Annotated in this window: 23 protein-coding genes; all 23 read right to left on the reverse strand. The window is 39.9% G+C overall.

The window, feature by feature from the left end; all coding sequences use genetic code 11:
- Nucleotides 1-11 precede the first annotated feature (11 nt).
- Nucleotides 12-191 (reverse strand): 50S ribosomal protein L30, encoded by a 180-nt coding sequence (gene rpmD / locus HPE56_RS10155; RefSeq protein ID WP_109649548.1) that lies wholly within the window; start codon nucleotides 189-191, stop codon nucleotides 12-14.
- 80 nt (nucleotides 192-271) lie between these two features.
- The gene (rpsE, locus tag HPE56_RS10160) at nucleotides 272-796 is read right to left on the reverse strand and encodes a 30S ribosomal protein S5 (protein WP_109649549.1); all 525 of its coding nucleotides are present in this window, start codon (nucleotides 794-796) and stop codon (nucleotides 272-274) included.
- 8 nt (nucleotides 797-804) lie between these two features.
- On the reverse strand, nucleotides 805-1,161 hold the full coding sequence (gene rplR, locus HPE56_RS10165; RefSeq protein WP_188243658.1) for a 50S ribosomal protein L18: 357 nt from the start codon (nucleotides 1,159-1,161) through the stop codon (nucleotides 805-807).
- 11 nt (nucleotides 1,162-1,172) lie between these two features.
- Nucleotides 1,173-1,715: a 50S ribosomal protein L6 gene (rplF, locus tag HPE56_RS10170; RefSeq protein ID WP_188243659.1), complete on the reverse strand. Its 543-nt coding sequence runs from the start codon at nucleotides 1,713-1,715 to the stop codon at nucleotides 1,173-1,175.
- 21 nt (nucleotides 1,716-1,736) lie between these two features.
- On the reverse strand, nucleotides 1,737-2,135 hold the full coding sequence (rpsH, locus tag HPE56_RS10175; protein ID WP_188243660.1) for a 30S ribosomal protein S8: 399 nt from the start codon (nucleotides 2,133-2,135) through the stop codon (nucleotides 1,737-1,739).
- Nucleotides 2,136-2,202: 67 nt separating this feature from the next.
- A complete protein-coding gene (gene rpsN, locus HPE56_RS10180; protein WP_188243661.1) occupies nucleotides 2,203-2,472 on the reverse strand; it encodes a 30S ribosomal protein S14 in 270 nt (89 codons plus the stop codon).
- Between the two features lies 1 nt (nucleotide 2,473).
- Complete coding sequence (gene rplE, locus HPE56_RS10185) at nucleotides 2,474-3,025, reverse strand: 50S ribosomal protein L5 (protein WP_188243662.1); 552 nt, start codon at nucleotides 3,023-3,025, stop codon at nucleotides 2,474-2,476.
- A gap of 2 nt (nucleotides 3,026-3,027) precedes the next feature.
- Entirely contained in the window at nucleotides 3,028-3,342 is a 315-nt protein-coding gene (rplX, locus tag HPE56_RS10190) for a 50S ribosomal protein L24 (RefSeq protein ID WP_188243663.1), read from the reverse strand.
- Nucleotides 3,343-3,356: 14 nt separating this feature from the next.
- The gene (gene rplN / locus HPE56_RS10195; RefSeq protein WP_149274837.1) at nucleotides 3,357-3,725 is read right to left on the reverse strand and encodes a 50S ribosomal protein L14; all 369 of its coding nucleotides are present in this window, start codon (nucleotides 3,723-3,725) and stop codon (nucleotides 3,357-3,359) included.
- A 1-nt stretch (nucleotide 3,726) separates the two neighbouring features.
- A complete protein-coding gene (gene rpsQ / locus HPE56_RS10200; protein WP_079510393.1) occupies nucleotides 3,727-3,984 on the reverse strand; it encodes a 30S ribosomal protein S17 in 258 nt (85 codons plus the stop codon).
- Nucleotides 3,985-3,997: 13 nt separating this feature from the next.
- Nucleotides 3,998-4,189: a 50S ribosomal protein L29 gene (gene rpmC / locus HPE56_RS10205; protein ID WP_109649556.1), complete on the reverse strand. Its 192-nt coding sequence runs from the start codon at nucleotides 4,187-4,189 to the stop codon at nucleotides 3,998-4,000.
- 12 nt (nucleotides 4,190-4,201) lie between these two features.
- Nucleotides 4,202-4,627 (reverse strand): 50S ribosomal protein L16, encoded by a 426-nt coding sequence (gene rplP / locus HPE56_RS10210; protein WP_188243664.1) that lies wholly within the window; start codon nucleotides 4,625-4,627, stop codon nucleotides 4,202-4,204.
- A gap of 20 nt (nucleotides 4,628-4,647) precedes the next feature.
- Nucleotides 4,648-5,367 carry a 30S ribosomal protein S3 gene (gene rpsC, locus HPE56_RS10215; protein WP_188243665.1) on the reverse strand — a complete coding sequence of 240 codons (720 nt, stop codon included), beginning with the start codon at nucleotides 5,365-5,367 and terminating at the stop codon, nucleotides 4,648-4,650.
- Nucleotide 5,368: 1 nt separating this feature from the next.
- Nucleotides 5,369-5,776 carry a 50S ribosomal protein L22 gene (gene rplV / locus HPE56_RS10220; RefSeq protein ID WP_109649559.1) on the reverse strand — a complete coding sequence of 136 codons (408 nt, stop codon included), beginning with the start codon at nucleotides 5,774-5,776 and terminating at the stop codon, nucleotides 5,369-5,371.
- Between the two features lie 3 nt (nucleotides 5,777-5,779).
- Nucleotides 5,780-6,058, reverse strand: a complete 279-nt coding sequence (gene rpsS / locus HPE56_RS10225; RefSeq protein WP_109649560.1) for a 30S ribosomal protein S19 — start codon at nucleotides 6,056-6,058, stop codon at nucleotides 5,780-5,782.
- A 12-nt stretch (nucleotides 6,059-6,070) separates the two neighbouring features.
- Nucleotides 6,071-6,895, reverse strand: coding sequence for a 50S ribosomal protein L2 (gene rplB / locus HPE56_RS10230; RefSeq protein ID WP_188243666.1), 825 nt, complete (start codon nucleotides 6,893-6,895; stop codon nucleotides 6,071-6,073).
- A 9-nt stretch (nucleotides 6,896-6,904) separates the two neighbouring features.
- On the reverse strand, nucleotides 6,905-7,195 hold the full coding sequence (gene rplW / locus HPE56_RS10235) for a 50S ribosomal protein L23 (protein ID WP_109649562.1): 291 nt from the start codon (nucleotides 7,193-7,195) through the stop codon (nucleotides 6,905-6,907).
- Between the two features lie 6 nt (nucleotides 7,196-7,201).
- Nucleotides 7,202-7,831 (reverse strand): 50S ribosomal protein L4, encoded by a 630-nt coding sequence (gene rplD, locus HPE56_RS10240; protein WP_188243667.1) that lies wholly within the window; start codon nucleotides 7,829-7,831, stop codon nucleotides 7,202-7,204.
- The gene (gene rplC, locus HPE56_RS10245; protein WP_188243668.1) at nucleotides 7,831-8,454 is read right to left on the reverse strand and encodes a 50S ribosomal protein L3; all 624 of its coding nucleotides are present in this window, start codon (nucleotides 8,452-8,454) and stop codon (nucleotides 7,831-7,833) included. The genes rplD and rplC overlap by 1 nt, the downstream gene beginning before the upstream one ends.
- Nucleotides 8,455-8,603: 149 nt before the next feature.
- Nucleotides 8,604-8,909, reverse strand: a complete 306-nt coding sequence (rpsJ, locus tag HPE56_RS10250; RefSeq protein WP_007094989.1) for a 30S ribosomal protein S10 — start codon at nucleotides 8,907-8,909, stop codon at nucleotides 8,604-8,606.
- A gap of 10 nt (nucleotides 8,910-8,919) precedes the next feature.
- Nucleotides 8,920-11,052 (reverse strand): elongation factor G, encoded by a 2,133-nt coding sequence (gene fusA, locus HPE56_RS10255; protein ID WP_188243669.1) that lies wholly within the window; start codon nucleotides 11,050-11,052, stop codon nucleotides 8,920-8,922.
- Nucleotides 11,053-11,058: 6 nt separating this feature from the next.
- A complete protein-coding gene (gene rpsG, locus HPE56_RS10260) occupies nucleotides 11,059-11,535 on the reverse strand; it encodes a 30S ribosomal protein S7 (protein WP_188243670.1) in 477 nt (158 codons plus the stop codon).
- A gap of 25 nt (nucleotides 11,536-11,560) precedes the next feature.
- Nucleotides 11,561-11,935, reverse strand: a complete 375-nt coding sequence (rpsL, locus tag HPE56_RS10265; RefSeq protein ID WP_013305196.1) for a 30S ribosomal protein S12 — start codon at nucleotides 11,933-11,935, stop codon at nucleotides 11,561-11,563.
- Nucleotides 11,936-12,104 lie beyond the last annotated feature (169 nt).

Here is a 12,104-nt window from a genome sequence, read left to right on the forward strand (position 1 = left end):
CTATATGTATATTAAGCCTCCTCTGTGGAAACTAAGTGTTTAACTTTATCTATCATGCCAATAATATTTGGCGTGGCATCGTGTTCTACTACTTGACCAATCTTACGCAGTCCTAAAGCCTCCAAAGTCCTCTTTTGGTTTTGTGGACGCTTAATACTACTTTTTAACTGTTTTACTTTAATCTTTGCCATTTCTCTTAGTATTTCGAAGTTGATATTCAGTAGACACGAATGGGAAATCCAAATCGTTTTACCTATACCGAAACCTCTTTTTATCCTTTAAAAACCTTATCCAATGAAACCCCTCTTTGTTTGGCTACCGTACTGGCACCTCGCAATTGCAATAGTGCATCAAATGTAGCCTTAACAACATTATGTGGGTTGGATGAACCTTGGGATTTGGACAATACATCATGTACACCTACTGCTTCCAATACCGCTCTCACAGCACCACCAGCAATTACTCCTGTACCATGGGATGCAGGCTGGATATAAACTCTGGCCCCACCAAATTTTCCTTTTTGTTCATGTGGTAAGGTATGCTTGTCCAAAGGAATCCTAATAAGGTTCTTTTTCGCATCTTCGATAGCTTTGGCAATGGCAGTGGCTACTTCCTTGGACTTACCCAAACCATGACCTACGACTCCTGCCTCATCACCTACCACTACGATAGCAGAAAAGCCAAATGCCCTACCACCCTTGGTTACTTTGGTCACCCTTTGCACACCAACCAACCTATCTTTAAGCTCTAAACCTCCTGGTTTAACAGTTTCTACGTTTTTGTATTTCTGGTACATACTCTATATTAAAATTTTAGTCCTGCTTCCCTTGCCGCCTCTGCAAGTGCTTTAACCCTTCCGTGATATAAATTTCCACCTCTATCGAAGGCTACCCTTTCTATACCTGCTTTCTGACATTTTTCAGCTATGGCCTTACCCACTAGTTTAGCAATTTCAGATTTACTTCCTTTAGCCGATGCCAAGTCCTTATCCCTAGAAGAAGCAGCAATCAAGGTGTTTCCACTATTATCATCGATTACTTGGACATAGATTCCTGTATTACTTCTAAACACAGCCAATCTTGGCCTTTCAGCGGTTCCGAAAGAGACCTTTCTAATTCTCCTTCTAATTCTAAATTTTCTCTGAGTCTTTGATAATCCCATGATACTTATTATTAAGCTGATTTACCTGCTTTTCTTCTTAATTGTTCTCCTACGAACTTGATTCCTTTTCCTTTGTAAGGTTCTGGTTTACGGAAAGAACGAATCTTTGCCGCTACCTGCCCTACCAATTGTTTGTCAAAAGAGGTAAGCTTTATGATTGGGTTCTTTCCTTTTTCTGAACTAGTTTCAATTTTCACTTCCGGAGCGATGTCCAAAACTATATTGTGTGAAAAACCAAGCGCCAAATCCAATTTCTGTCCTTGATGGCTGGCCCTATAACCAACACCTACCAATTCAAGCTCCTTGGTCCAACCTTTGGAAACTCCTTCGACCATATTTAAAACAAGTGATCTGTAAAGACCGTGTTTTGATTTGGACTCTATCGAATCCGATGGTCTTGTAACCCAAGCTTGTCCGTCTTCAATCTTTATAGCCACACCAGAAAACTCTTGAGTCAACTCACCCAGTTTACCTTTTACAGTAACCACATTCTCTTTTACATCTATAGTCACTCCTTCTGGAATTGCTATCGGATTATTACCTATTCTTGACATTTTTTTACTCTTTATATAGTATTAATACACATAGCATAAAACCTCGCCACCTACGTTTTCCTTCTTGGCCTGCTTACTGGTCATTACCCCATGGGAAGTAGAGACAATTGCAATTCCCAAACCGTTCAATACCCTGGGCATATCACCGGAATTGGCATATTTACGTAGACCTGGCTTACTAATACGTTGTATTTTCTTAATTACAGGTTCCTTGGTTTCTTTGTCATATTTCAAAGCAATCTTAATTGACCCCTGAACTTTGTCATCTTCAAATTTGTAACTCAGGATATATCCTTGATCGAACAATATCTTAGTTATCTCTTTCTTAACATTGGAAGCAGGAATTTCAACCACCCGATGTCCGGCTGAACTGGCATTTCTAACTCGTGTTAAATAATCTGCTATAGTATCTGTTACCATTTTTATTAAATTCGGTGACGGTTTTTAGCAATATCGCTAAACCTGAAACCAGTTTATTTATTTTTAATTACCAGCTGGCTTTTTTAACTCCGGGAATCAAGCCTTGATTGGCCATTTCCCTGAACGTTACCCTTGAAACACCAAAAGTCCTCATGTACCCTTTAGGTCTTCCCGTAAGCTTACAACGATTGTGCATACGAACAGGAGAAGCGTTTTTTGGCAATTTTTGAAGTGCTTCATAGTCACCTGCCTCTTTTAAGGCTTTACGCTTTTCAGCATATTTAGCAACTGTTCTTGCCCTTTTTCTTTCACGGGCCTTCATTGATTCTTTAGCCATACTAATTCTTTTTAAAAGGTAATCCTAATTCTGTTAATAATGATTTTGCTTCTTTGTCTGTTGGCGCGGAAGTCACAAAGGTAATATCCATCCCATTGATTCTATTGATCTTGTCAATATTTATCTCAGGGAAAATTATTTGTTCGGTTACACCCAAACTATAATTACCACGACCATCAAAGCCCGTTGCTCGAATTCCTTGAAAATCCCGAACCCTAGGCAAAGCAGAAGTCACAAGGCGATCTAAAAATTCGTACATTCTCTCACCACGTAAAGTTACTTTGGCACCTATTGGCATCCCTTTACGTAATTTGAATGCAGCGACATCCTTTTTAGACATGGTTGAAACTGCTTTTTGACCTGTTATCATAGTTAATTCATCAACTGCGTGATCAATCAACTTCTTATCGGCCACGGCAGCACCAACACCTCTACTAACCACGATTTTCTCTAATTTAGGTACTTGCATTACATTTTTGTAACCAAATTCCTCTTTAAGCGCATCTACGATACGCTCTCTATATTCTTTCTTTAATCTTGCAACGTAAGCCATAACTAAATTACTTCATTGGATTTCTTAGCAAACCTGATCTTCTTACCATCCCTAACTTCCAAACCTACTCTAGTAGCTTCGCTTGATTTTGGATCAATCAACGACAAATTGGAAACATGTATAGGAGCTTCTTTCTTAACAATACCACCTTGAGGGTTGTTAGCACTTGGTTTCTCATGTTTGGAAACCATATTGGCTCCTTCTACGATAGCCTTGTTCTTTTCGATAAACACCTTTGTCACTTTACCTTCGGTACCTTTATGGTCTCCGGCAATGATTCTTACGGTATCTCCTGTTCTTATCTTTAACTTTTTCATTGTAGTATTAAATATTAAAGCACCTCTGGGGCCAATGATACAATCTTCATGAATTGCTTATCGCGCAACTCTCTGGCCACTGGTCCAAAAACACGGGTACCTCTCATTTCACCGGTAGGATTCAATAATACGCAAGCATTGTCATCAAAACGAATATATGAACCATCCGGTCTTCTAACTTCTTTTTTTGTTCGTACCACAACTGCGGTAGAAACTGCTCCTTTTTTGATACCCCCATTTGGCGTAGCCTCTTTAACGGAAACAACTATTTTGTCCCCAATAGAAGCATAGCGTCTTTTTGTACCACCGAGAACTCTAATGGTCAAAACCTCTTTTGCTCCGGTATTGTCTGCTACTTTTAGTCTTGATTCTTGCTGTAACATATTATTTAGCTCTTTCTAGGATTTCTACTAACCTCCAACATTTGGTCTTACTCATGGGACGGGTCTCCATAATTTTCACGGTATCACCGATATTACAATCGTTCTTTTCGTCGTGAGCAACATATTTCTTTGTTTTCAAAACGAACTTACCGTACATCGGGTGTTTTACTCTTTTTACTTCTGCCACAACAATGGATTTCTCCATTTTGTCACTAGTAACAACCCCTACTCTCTCTTTTCTTAAGTTTCTTTTTTCCATAAAGCAGAACCAATTATTGGTTTTCCCTATTAGTTATTTCAGTAGCCAATCTTGCAACCGTTCTTCTTACTTTCTTTATCTGAAGCGGATTCTCCAACGGAGTAACAAAATGTGCCATTTTTAAATCAGCATATTGCTTCTTATACTCAGCAAGCTTTCCCGTAAGTTCCTCGACAGATAACTTTTTAATTTCTAAATTTTTCATGATTCCTTACGATTAATTCTCATCTGTATAATCCCTTGCAATGACAAACTTTGTCTTTACAGGCAACTTCTGTGCCGCCAAACGCAAGGCTTCCTTCGCAATTTCCTGGCTAACCCCACCAATTTCGAACATAATCCTACCTGGTTTTACCACGGCAACAAAATATTCAGGAGCACCCTTACCTTTACCCATACGTACTTCCAATGGTTTTTTGGTAATTGGCTTATCTGGGAATATTTTAATCCACAATTGTCCTTCCCTCTTCATAAATCTCGTTGCCGCAATACGGGCTGCCTCAATTTGACGGGAAGTCAAAAATGATGAATCCAAGGATTTAATGCCAAACATACCATTCGAAAGCTGATGACCCCTTCCGGAGTTACCCTTCATACGGCCTTTCTGCATTTTACGAAACTTGGTTCTTTTCGGTTGTAACATTTCTTTACTTCTTTAAAAAATTACTTTCTACGACGTTGCTTTCTCTGACCGTCTTGCTTCCCACCTTTTCCACCTTGGCCTTTTTGCATTCCAACCAATGGGGAAAGTTCTCTCTTACCATAAACCTCACCTTTCATGATCCACACTTTAATACCTAATCTTCCATAGGTGGTGTGTGCTTCATGCAAAGCATAATCTATGTCAGCCCTGAAAGTGGACAATGGGATACGACCATCTTTATATGACTCGGATCTAGCCATTTCAGCACCATTCAAACGTCCTGAAATCTGAACCTTTATTCCTTCTGCATTCATTCGCATTGCAGCAGCGATGGACATTTTAATAGCCCTTCTAAAGGAAATTCTACTTTCAATCTGTCTCGCTATACTCGCGGCAACCAAATTCGCATCGACCTCTGGTCTTTTGATCTCAAAAATATTGATCTGAACTTCTTTATCGGTAATCTTCTTGAGCTCTTCTTTCAACTTGTCGACCTCTTGACCTCCTTTACCAATAATGATACCTGGTCTAGCCGTTGTAACCGTAACAGTTATCAACTTCAACGTACGTTCGATAATTATCCTAGAGACACTTGCTTTAGAAAGACGTGCGTGAATATACTTTCTTATTTTATCGTCCTCAGCCAGCTTATCACCATAATCATTTCCACCGTACCAGTTAGATTCCCATCCTCTGATAATTCCAAGACGATTTCCTATCGGATTTGTTTTCTGTCCCATTCTAGCTTGCTGTATTATTATTAGATCCCAATACCAATGTTACATGGTTTGAACGTTTTCTTATTCTATGCGCTCTACCTTGTGGTGCCGGACGCAATCTTTTCAACATGGTTCCACTATCTACCCTTATCTCTTTTACGATAAGTTCAGCTTCTTCCATATTGGCATCTTCATTCTTAGCTTGCCAGTTTGCCAAAGCTGATAAAAGCAATTTCTCCAATTTCCGAGAAGCTTCCTTCGAATTGAACTTTAAGATAGCCAAAGCTTTCTCAACTTCAACACCCCTGATCAAATCAGCTACCAACCTCATCTTTCTTGGCGATGTCGGGCAGTTATTCAATTTAGCGAAAGCCAATTGTTTTTTTTCAGCCTTGATTCTTTCGGCCATTTGTCTTTTTCGAACTCCCATAGCTTACTTTTTACCTTTATTCTTAGCCCCTGCATGACCTCTAAAAGATCGTGTTGGAGAAAATTCGCCTAATTTGTGACCTACCATATTCTCAGTAACATATACCGGAACAAATTGTCTACCATTATGAACCGCAACTGTCAATCCTACAAAATCAGGAGTAATCATTGAAGCCCTTGACCACGTCTTTATGACGCTTTTCTTACCGGAGGTTACAGTTTGTTGGATTTTCTTTTCCAAGCTATAATGAACGTAAGGTCCTTTTTTTAATGAACGTGCCATTTCTTTTTCTTTTTATTTCTTTCTACGTTCTAATATATATCTATTCGTGCTCTTGGTTTTAGAACGAGTTCTAAATCCTTTTGCAGGAATTCCGTTTTTAGATCTTGGATGACCACCGGAAGCCCTACCTTCACCACCACCCATTGGGTGATCCACAGGGTTCATCGCTACAGGTCGTGTTCTTGGTCTTCTTCCCAACCATCTACTTCTACCAGCCTTACCGGAAACCAACAATTGGTGATCCGAATTGGATACAGCCCCAATAGTGGCCAAGCATTCAGACAAAATAAGTCTTGTCTCCCCTGATGGTAATTTTACGGTAACAAACTTACCTTCTTTCGCCATCAACTGGGCAAATGTACCGGCACTACGTGCCATAACAGCTCCTTGTCCAGGCCTTAACTCTATACAAGAGATAATCGTACCCAAAGGAATACTTTTCAAAGGCAAAGCATTTCCAATCTCTGGAACAGCAGTCTCACCAGACGATACTGTCTGACCAACTTCCAAACCATTTTGTGCGATTACATAACGCTTCTCTCCATCAACATACTCCAACAACGCTATAAAAGCAGTTCTGTTCGGATCATACTGAATTGATTTTACAGTTGAAACAACACCTTGTTTGTCTCTCTTGAAATCAATGACACGATACCTTCTCTTGTGACCCCCACCTCTATGGCGTATGGTCATCTTTCCTTGACTGTTTCTACCTCCGGACTTTTTTAACGGAGCGAGTAAGCTCTTCTCCGGCTTATCAGTAGTAATGGCGTCAAACCCATTTACTACTCTAAAACGCTGTCCTGGAGTGATTGGTTTTAATTTTCTAACTGACATTTTTTGTCTTTATAGATTACTGTAAAAATCAATTATATCACCTTCTACAACATCAACGATCGCTTTTTTAATAGCATTCGTCTTACCATGCTGAATACCGGTTTTGGTATATCTTGTCTTTCTGCTAGGACCATAATTCATGGTTCTTACCTTTTTCACAGAAACACCGTAAGTTGCCTCTACAGCATCCTTGATTTGAATTTTGTTCGCCTTAGGATCCACAACGAAACCATAACGATTATGCAACTCGCTATCCGCAGTCATTTTTTCCGTTATAATTGGCTTTATCAACACACTCATGGTTTCCTATTTATTTAAGTTCGTTTCAATTCCTTCCAAAGAACCTTCCAACAATACTATATTATTTGCGTTTAATATCTTGTAAGTGCTTAATTCTGTGTTAGTTATAACTTCAGAATCTGCCAAATTACGCGAAGACAAATATACACCATTATTTGAATCACCCAACACAAATAAAGATTTTTTGTCTTGAAGCCCTAAAGACTTCAAAATCTGAACAAAATCCTTGGTTTTGGGAGCGTCAAAATCAAAATCCTCAACAACCATGATAGATTGCTCTTTTGCCTTAAGACTTAAAGCGGATTTTCTGGCCAAACGCTTAACGTTCTTATTCAATTTCTGGGTATAATCCTTAGGTCTTGGGCCAAAAATTCGACCACCACCCCTAAAAATAGGCGATTTAATACTACCTGCCCTTGCTGTACCCGTACCCTTTTGCTTTTTGATCTTACGTGTACTACCAGAAATCTCACCACGTTCCTTAGCCTTGTGCGTTCCTTGTCTCTGATGAGCCAAATACTGCTTCACATCAAGGTAAATCGCGTGATTGTTCGGTTCTATAGCGAAAACATTATCCAAAAGGTCTACCTTTCTTCCTGTTTCTTTTCCTTTAATATCTAAAACTGCTACTTTCATTACTGCCACCTTTTAATGGTTACATAAGCGTTCTTATGACCAGGAACACAACCTTTTACCACTAAAAGATTTTTCTCTGGAACTATTTTTAAAACTTTAAGGTTTTGAACTGTTACCTTATCACCACCCATTCTACCGGCCATTTTCATTCCCTTGAACACTCTCGCAGGATATGAAGCGGCACCAATGGAACCTGGAGCTCTAAGCCTGTTGTGCTGACCGTGGGTCGCTTGGCCTACACCAGCAAAACCGTGTCTTTTCACAACACCTTGAAAACCTTTACCTTTTGACGTTCCAATTACGTCAACAAATTCACCTTCCAAAAACACATCAACTCCTACTGTGTCTCCCAATTTGTACCCATCTGCAAAACCTTGGAACTCAACGACTTTTTTCTTGGGAGAAGCACCTGCTTTTTTAAAGTGACCGACTTCGGCCTTATTAGCACGTTTTTCTGCCTTGTCATCGAAACCAAGTTGAAGGGCGTTATACCCATCAACCTCTTCGGTTCTGACTTGGGTAACTACGCATGGTCCTGCTTCTATGACCGTACAGGGAACATTCTTCCCATTCTCGTCAAAGATGCTGGTCATACCTACTTTTCTTCCTATTAACCCAGACATATTATTACTATTTATTAATTACTATTGATTATTTTCAAAAAAACAGGGCCAAAAATAATTCAGCCCTGAATTTATCTTTGTTACCGTTTTTCCCTCGCACGCAGCTTGGGACATGTTAGCCCCACTTCTATCTGAAGCGGAACATTTACTTAGACCTTGATCTCGACCTCCACACCACTAGGAAGCTCTAACTTCATAAGGGCATCGATGGTTTTTGATGAAGAACTGTATATATCCAACAATCGCTTATAAGAACTCAATTGAAATTGCTCCCTTGATTTCTTATTTACGTGTGGAGAACGCAACACAGTAAATATCTTTTTATGTGTTGGCAAAGGAATAGGTCCTGTAACCACCGCACCTGTAGTCTTTACCGTTTTAACGATTTTCTCAGCAGACTTATCCACCAAGTTATGATCGTAAGATTTTAATTTTATTCTAATTTTTTGACTCATCTTCTAAAAATTAAGCGGTTATCCCTCTTGCTGCTTTAATTACTTCTTCTGCGATATTCGATGGTGTCTCAGCGTAATGTGAGAATTCCATAGTAGAGGTTGCCCTACCTGACGAAAGTGTTCTTAATGAAGTAACATATCCAAACATTTCCGAAAGAGGAACCGTACCTTTTACAACTTTAGAACCTGCCCTATCTCCCATATCGGAAATCGTACCCCTTCTACGGTTAAGATCCCCAACAATATCACCCATGTTTTCTTCTGGAGTCAATACCTCCAATTTCATTATAGGCTCCATGATTACAGCACCTGCAGCTTTTCCTGCGGATTTGTAACCCATTTTGGCAGCTAATTCAAAAGACAATGCATCAGAATCCACAGGGTGGAAAGAACCATCCGTAAGAACAACCTTCATTGTATCCATTTCATAACCGGCAAGTGGTCCATTCTTCATGGCAGCTTGGAAACCTTTTTCTACAGAAGGAATAAATTCCTTTGGAATTCGACCCCCTTTGATTTTATCTACAAACTGTAAACCTGTACCTTCGAAATCATCATCCGCTGGACCCATTTCGAAAACAATATCACCGAACTTACCACGACCACCTGATTGCTTCTTATAAGTCTCCCTATGTGCAGCGGTTTTCGTTAAAGCTTCTTTATATTCAACCTGAGGCTCACCTTGGTTTACCTCCACTTTGAATTCGCGTCTTAATCGATCTACAATAATATCCAAGTGAAGCTCACCCATACCGGATATGATTGTTTGACCTGAAGACTCATCTGTTTTAACCTGGAATGTTGGATCTTCCTCAGCCAATTTAGCCAAAGCCATACCTAATTTATCCACATCAACCTTCGTCTTAGGCTCAACAGCAATACCAATAACCGGATCAGGAAAGTCCATACTCTCCAAGACTATCGGATGCTTTTCAGCCGACATGGTATCACCGGTCTTAATATCCTTAAAACCAACAGCGGCACCTATATCACCTGCTTCAATATAATCGATAGCATTCTGTTTATTGGAATGCATTTGATAAATACGTGAAATACGTTCTTTCTTACCTGAACGGTTGTTCAAGATATAAGAACCGGCATCCAAACGACCTGAATACGTTCTAAAGAAAGCCAAACGACCCACAAAAGGATCCGTAGCAATCTTAAATGCCAAGGCAGCAAACGGCTCCTTAACATCTGGCTTACGAGTTTCCTCTTCACCGGTATCAGGATTTACACCTATGATAGCCTCCTTATCCATAGGGGATGGCAAATACCTACATACGGCATCCAATAAAAACTGAACACCTTTATTCTTGAATGAAGAACCACAGATCATAGGAATGATGGCCCTATCCATTACAGCAGCCCTTAGCGCAGCATGCACCTCGTCCTCTGTAATCGAATCCTCATCCTCGAAAAATTTCTCCATCAAATTTTCATCGTACTCCGCAACAGCCTCAATAAGGGCTGCCCGATACTCATGAACCTCTTCCTTCATTTCCTCAGGAATATCCACGACATCAAAAGTAGAACCGAAATTATCCTCATGCCAAACTATAGCCCTATTCTTGGCCAAGTCAACAACACCCCTAAAATCCGCTTCATCACCAATTGGCAATACGATAGGAACCGCATTGGAACCCAACATCTCTTTTACTTGCTTACAAACCATAAGGAAGTTAGAGCCTTGGCGATCCATTTTGTTCACAAAACCGATACGAGGCACTTTATAATTATCAGCCAATCTCCAGTTAGTCTCTGATTGTGGCTCAACACCATCCACAGCACTAAAAAGAAAAACCAGACCATCCAAAACCCTTAACGAACGGTTTACCTCAACGGTAAAATCAACGTGTCCGGGAGTATCTATAATGTTAAAGTGAAAAGGTTTGGTCTCATCGGTAACCTTTCCGTTTTTCATGGGAAAGTTCCATTCACAGGTTGTAGCCGCAGAGGTAATGGTAATACCACGCTCTTGCTCCTGCTCCATCCAATCCATGGTAGCCGCACCATCGTGCACCTCACCTATTTTATGACTAACACCCGTATAAAATAATATACGCTCTGTAGTCGTGGTCTTACCCGCATCAATATGCGCCGCAATACCTATATTTCTTGTATATCTTAAATCTCTTGCCATTCCTGATTAAAATCTAAAGTGAGAGAATGCTTTGTTCGCTTCGGCCATTTTATGGGTATCAACCCTTTTCTTAACCGCTGCGCCTTCTTCTTTTGAAGCTGCCAAAATCTCAGCCGCCAACTTTAGAGCCATACCCTTTTCATTACGCTTACGCGCAAAACTGATCAGCCATTTCATAGCTGTGGATATTTTTCTGTCGGGTCTGATCTGCATAGGTATCTGGAAGGTAGCACCACCAACTCTCCTACTTCTTACTTCAACATGGGGCATCACATTGGAAAGTGCATCTTTCCACAACTCCAACGCTGTCTTTTCTTCATCAGTATTCTTTTCCTCAACTATATCTATAGCATCATAAAACACGTTAAACGCCACTGATTTCTTACCATCCCACATCATCATATTCACAAAACGTGTCACCAACTGGTCGTTAAACCTTGGATCGGGTAAAATTGGTCTTTTCTTTGCCTGTCTTTTTCTCATTGCTGTCTTTTAAAAAAAGTTTTGATTACTTCTTAGGTCTTTTTGCTCCATACTTAGACCTACGTTGGGTCCTACCAGCAACACCGGCAGTATCCAGAGCACCTCTGACAATATGATACCTAACACCTGGCAAATCTTTTACTCTTCCGCCCCTTACCAATACTATCGAGTGCTCTTGCAAGTTGTGTCCTTCACCTGGAATATAAGCGTTAACTTCCTTTCCATTGGTTAACCTTACCCTAGCCACTTTTCTCATGGCAGAGTTTGGTTTCTTAGGAGTTGTTGTATATACCCTTGTACATACACCTCTCCTTTGAGGACACGAATCCAAAGCAGCCGATTTACTCTTCTTGGTAATCGTGGCCCTTCCTTTTCGTACTAATTGTGAAATTGTTGGCATACTATATATAAATGTATAAATATTTTACCCTTCGTTTAAGGGCTGGCAAATGTAGCAATATTTCATTATAATTCAAATACATATAGATTAATTTTAAAGTTTTTTTGAATGCATGCAAAAAAACAAGAATATTTTTCCTCAACACACCCCCACTTCAAATCTTCAAAAT

Origin of the sequence: Maribacter aquimaris, assembly GCF_014596745.1 — a bacterium.
GTDB classification, from domain to species: domain Bacteria; phylum Bacteroidota; class Bacteroidia; order Flavobacteriales; family Flavobacteriaceae; genus Maribacter_A; species Maribacter_A aquimaris.

Bases quoted from the DNA above. Each gene is read 5' to 3' on its own strand.
- rpmD (WP_109649548.1), bottom strand. From the start codon at position 191: ATGGCAAAGATTAAAGTAAAACAGTTAAAAAGTAGTATTAAGCGTCCA.
- fusA (WP_188243669.1), bottom strand. From the start codon at position 11,052: ATGGCAAGAGATTTAAGATATACAAGAAATATAGGTATTGCGGCGCAT.
- rpsG (WP_188243670.1), bottom strand. From the start codon at position 11,535: ATGAGAAAAAGACAGGCAAAGAAAAGACCAATTTTACCCGATCCAAGG.
- rplF (WP_188243659.1), bottom strand. From the start codon at position 1,715: ATGTCAAGAATAGGTAATAATCCGATAGCAATTCCAGAAGGAGTGACT.
- rpsN (WP_188243661.1), bottom strand. From the start codon at position 2,472: ATGGCTAAAGAATCAATGAAGGCCCGTGAAAGAAAAAGGGCAAGAACA.
- rpsE (WP_109649549.1), bottom strand. From the start codon at position 796: ATGTACCAGAAATACAAAAACGTAGAAACTGTTAAACCAGGAGGTTTA.
- rplV (WP_109649559.1), bottom strand. From the start codon at position 5,776: ATGGGAGTTCGAAAAAGACAAATGGCCGAAAGAATCAAGGCTGAAAAA.
- rplN (WP_149274837.1), bottom strand. From the start codon at position 3,725: ATGTTACAGCAAGAATCAAGACTAAAAGTAGCAGACAATACCGGAGCA.
- rpmC (WP_109649556.1), bottom strand. From the start codon at position 4,189: ATGAAAAATTTAGAAATTAAAAAGTTATCTGTCGAGGAACTTACGGGA.
- rpsL (WP_013305196.1), bottom strand. From the start codon at position 11,935: ATGCCAACAATTTCACAATTAGTACGAAAAGGAAGGGCCACGATTACC.
- rplE (WP_188243662.1), bottom strand. From the start codon at position 3,025: ATGGCTTACGTTGCAAGATTAAAGAAAGAATATAGAGAGCGTATCGTA.
- rplX (WP_188243663.1), bottom strand. From the start codon at position 3,342: ATGAAAAAGTTAAAGATAAGAACAGGAGATACCGTAAGAATCATTGCC.
- rpsQ (WP_079510393.1), bottom strand. From the start codon at position 3,984: ATGGAAAAAAGAAACTTAAGAAAAGAGAGAGTAGGGGTTGTTACTAGT.
- rplP (WP_188243664.1), bottom strand. From the start codon at position 4,627: ATGTTACAACCGAAAAGAACCAAGTTTCGTAAAATGCAGAAAGGCCGT.
- rpsJ (WP_007094989.1), bottom strand. From the start codon at position 8,909: ATGAGTCAAAAAATTAGAATAAAATTAAAATCTTACGATCATAACTTG.
- rpsH (WP_188243660.1), bottom strand. From the start codon at position 2,135: ATGGTAACAGATACTATAGCAGATTATTTAACACGAGTTAGAAATGCC.
- rplR (WP_188243658.1), bottom strand. From the start codon at position 1,161: ATGGGATTATCAAAGACTCAGAGAAAATTTAGAATTAGAAGGAGAATT.
- rplC (WP_188243668.1), bottom strand. From the start codon at position 8,454: ATGTCTGGGTTAATAGGAAGAAAAGTAGGTATGACCAGCATCTTTGAC.
- rplD (WP_188243667.1), bottom strand. From the start codon at position 7,831: ATGAAAGTAGCAGTTTTAGATATTAAAGGAAAAGAAACAGGAAGAAAG.
- rpsS (WP_109649560.1), bottom strand. From the start codon at position 6,058: ATGGCACGTTCATTAAAAAAAGGACCTTACGTTCATTATAGCTTGGAA.
- rplW (WP_109649562.1), bottom strand. From the start codon at position 7,195: ATGAGTGTGTTGATAAAGCCAATTATAACGGAAAAAATGACTGCGGAT.
- rplB (WP_188243666.1), bottom strand. From the start codon at position 6,895: ATGTCAGTTAGAAAATTAAAACCAATCACTCCAGGACAGCGTTTTAGA.
- rpsC (WP_188243665.1), bottom strand. From the start codon at position 5,367: ATGGGACAGAAAACAAATCCGATAGGAAATCGTCTTGGAATTATCAGA.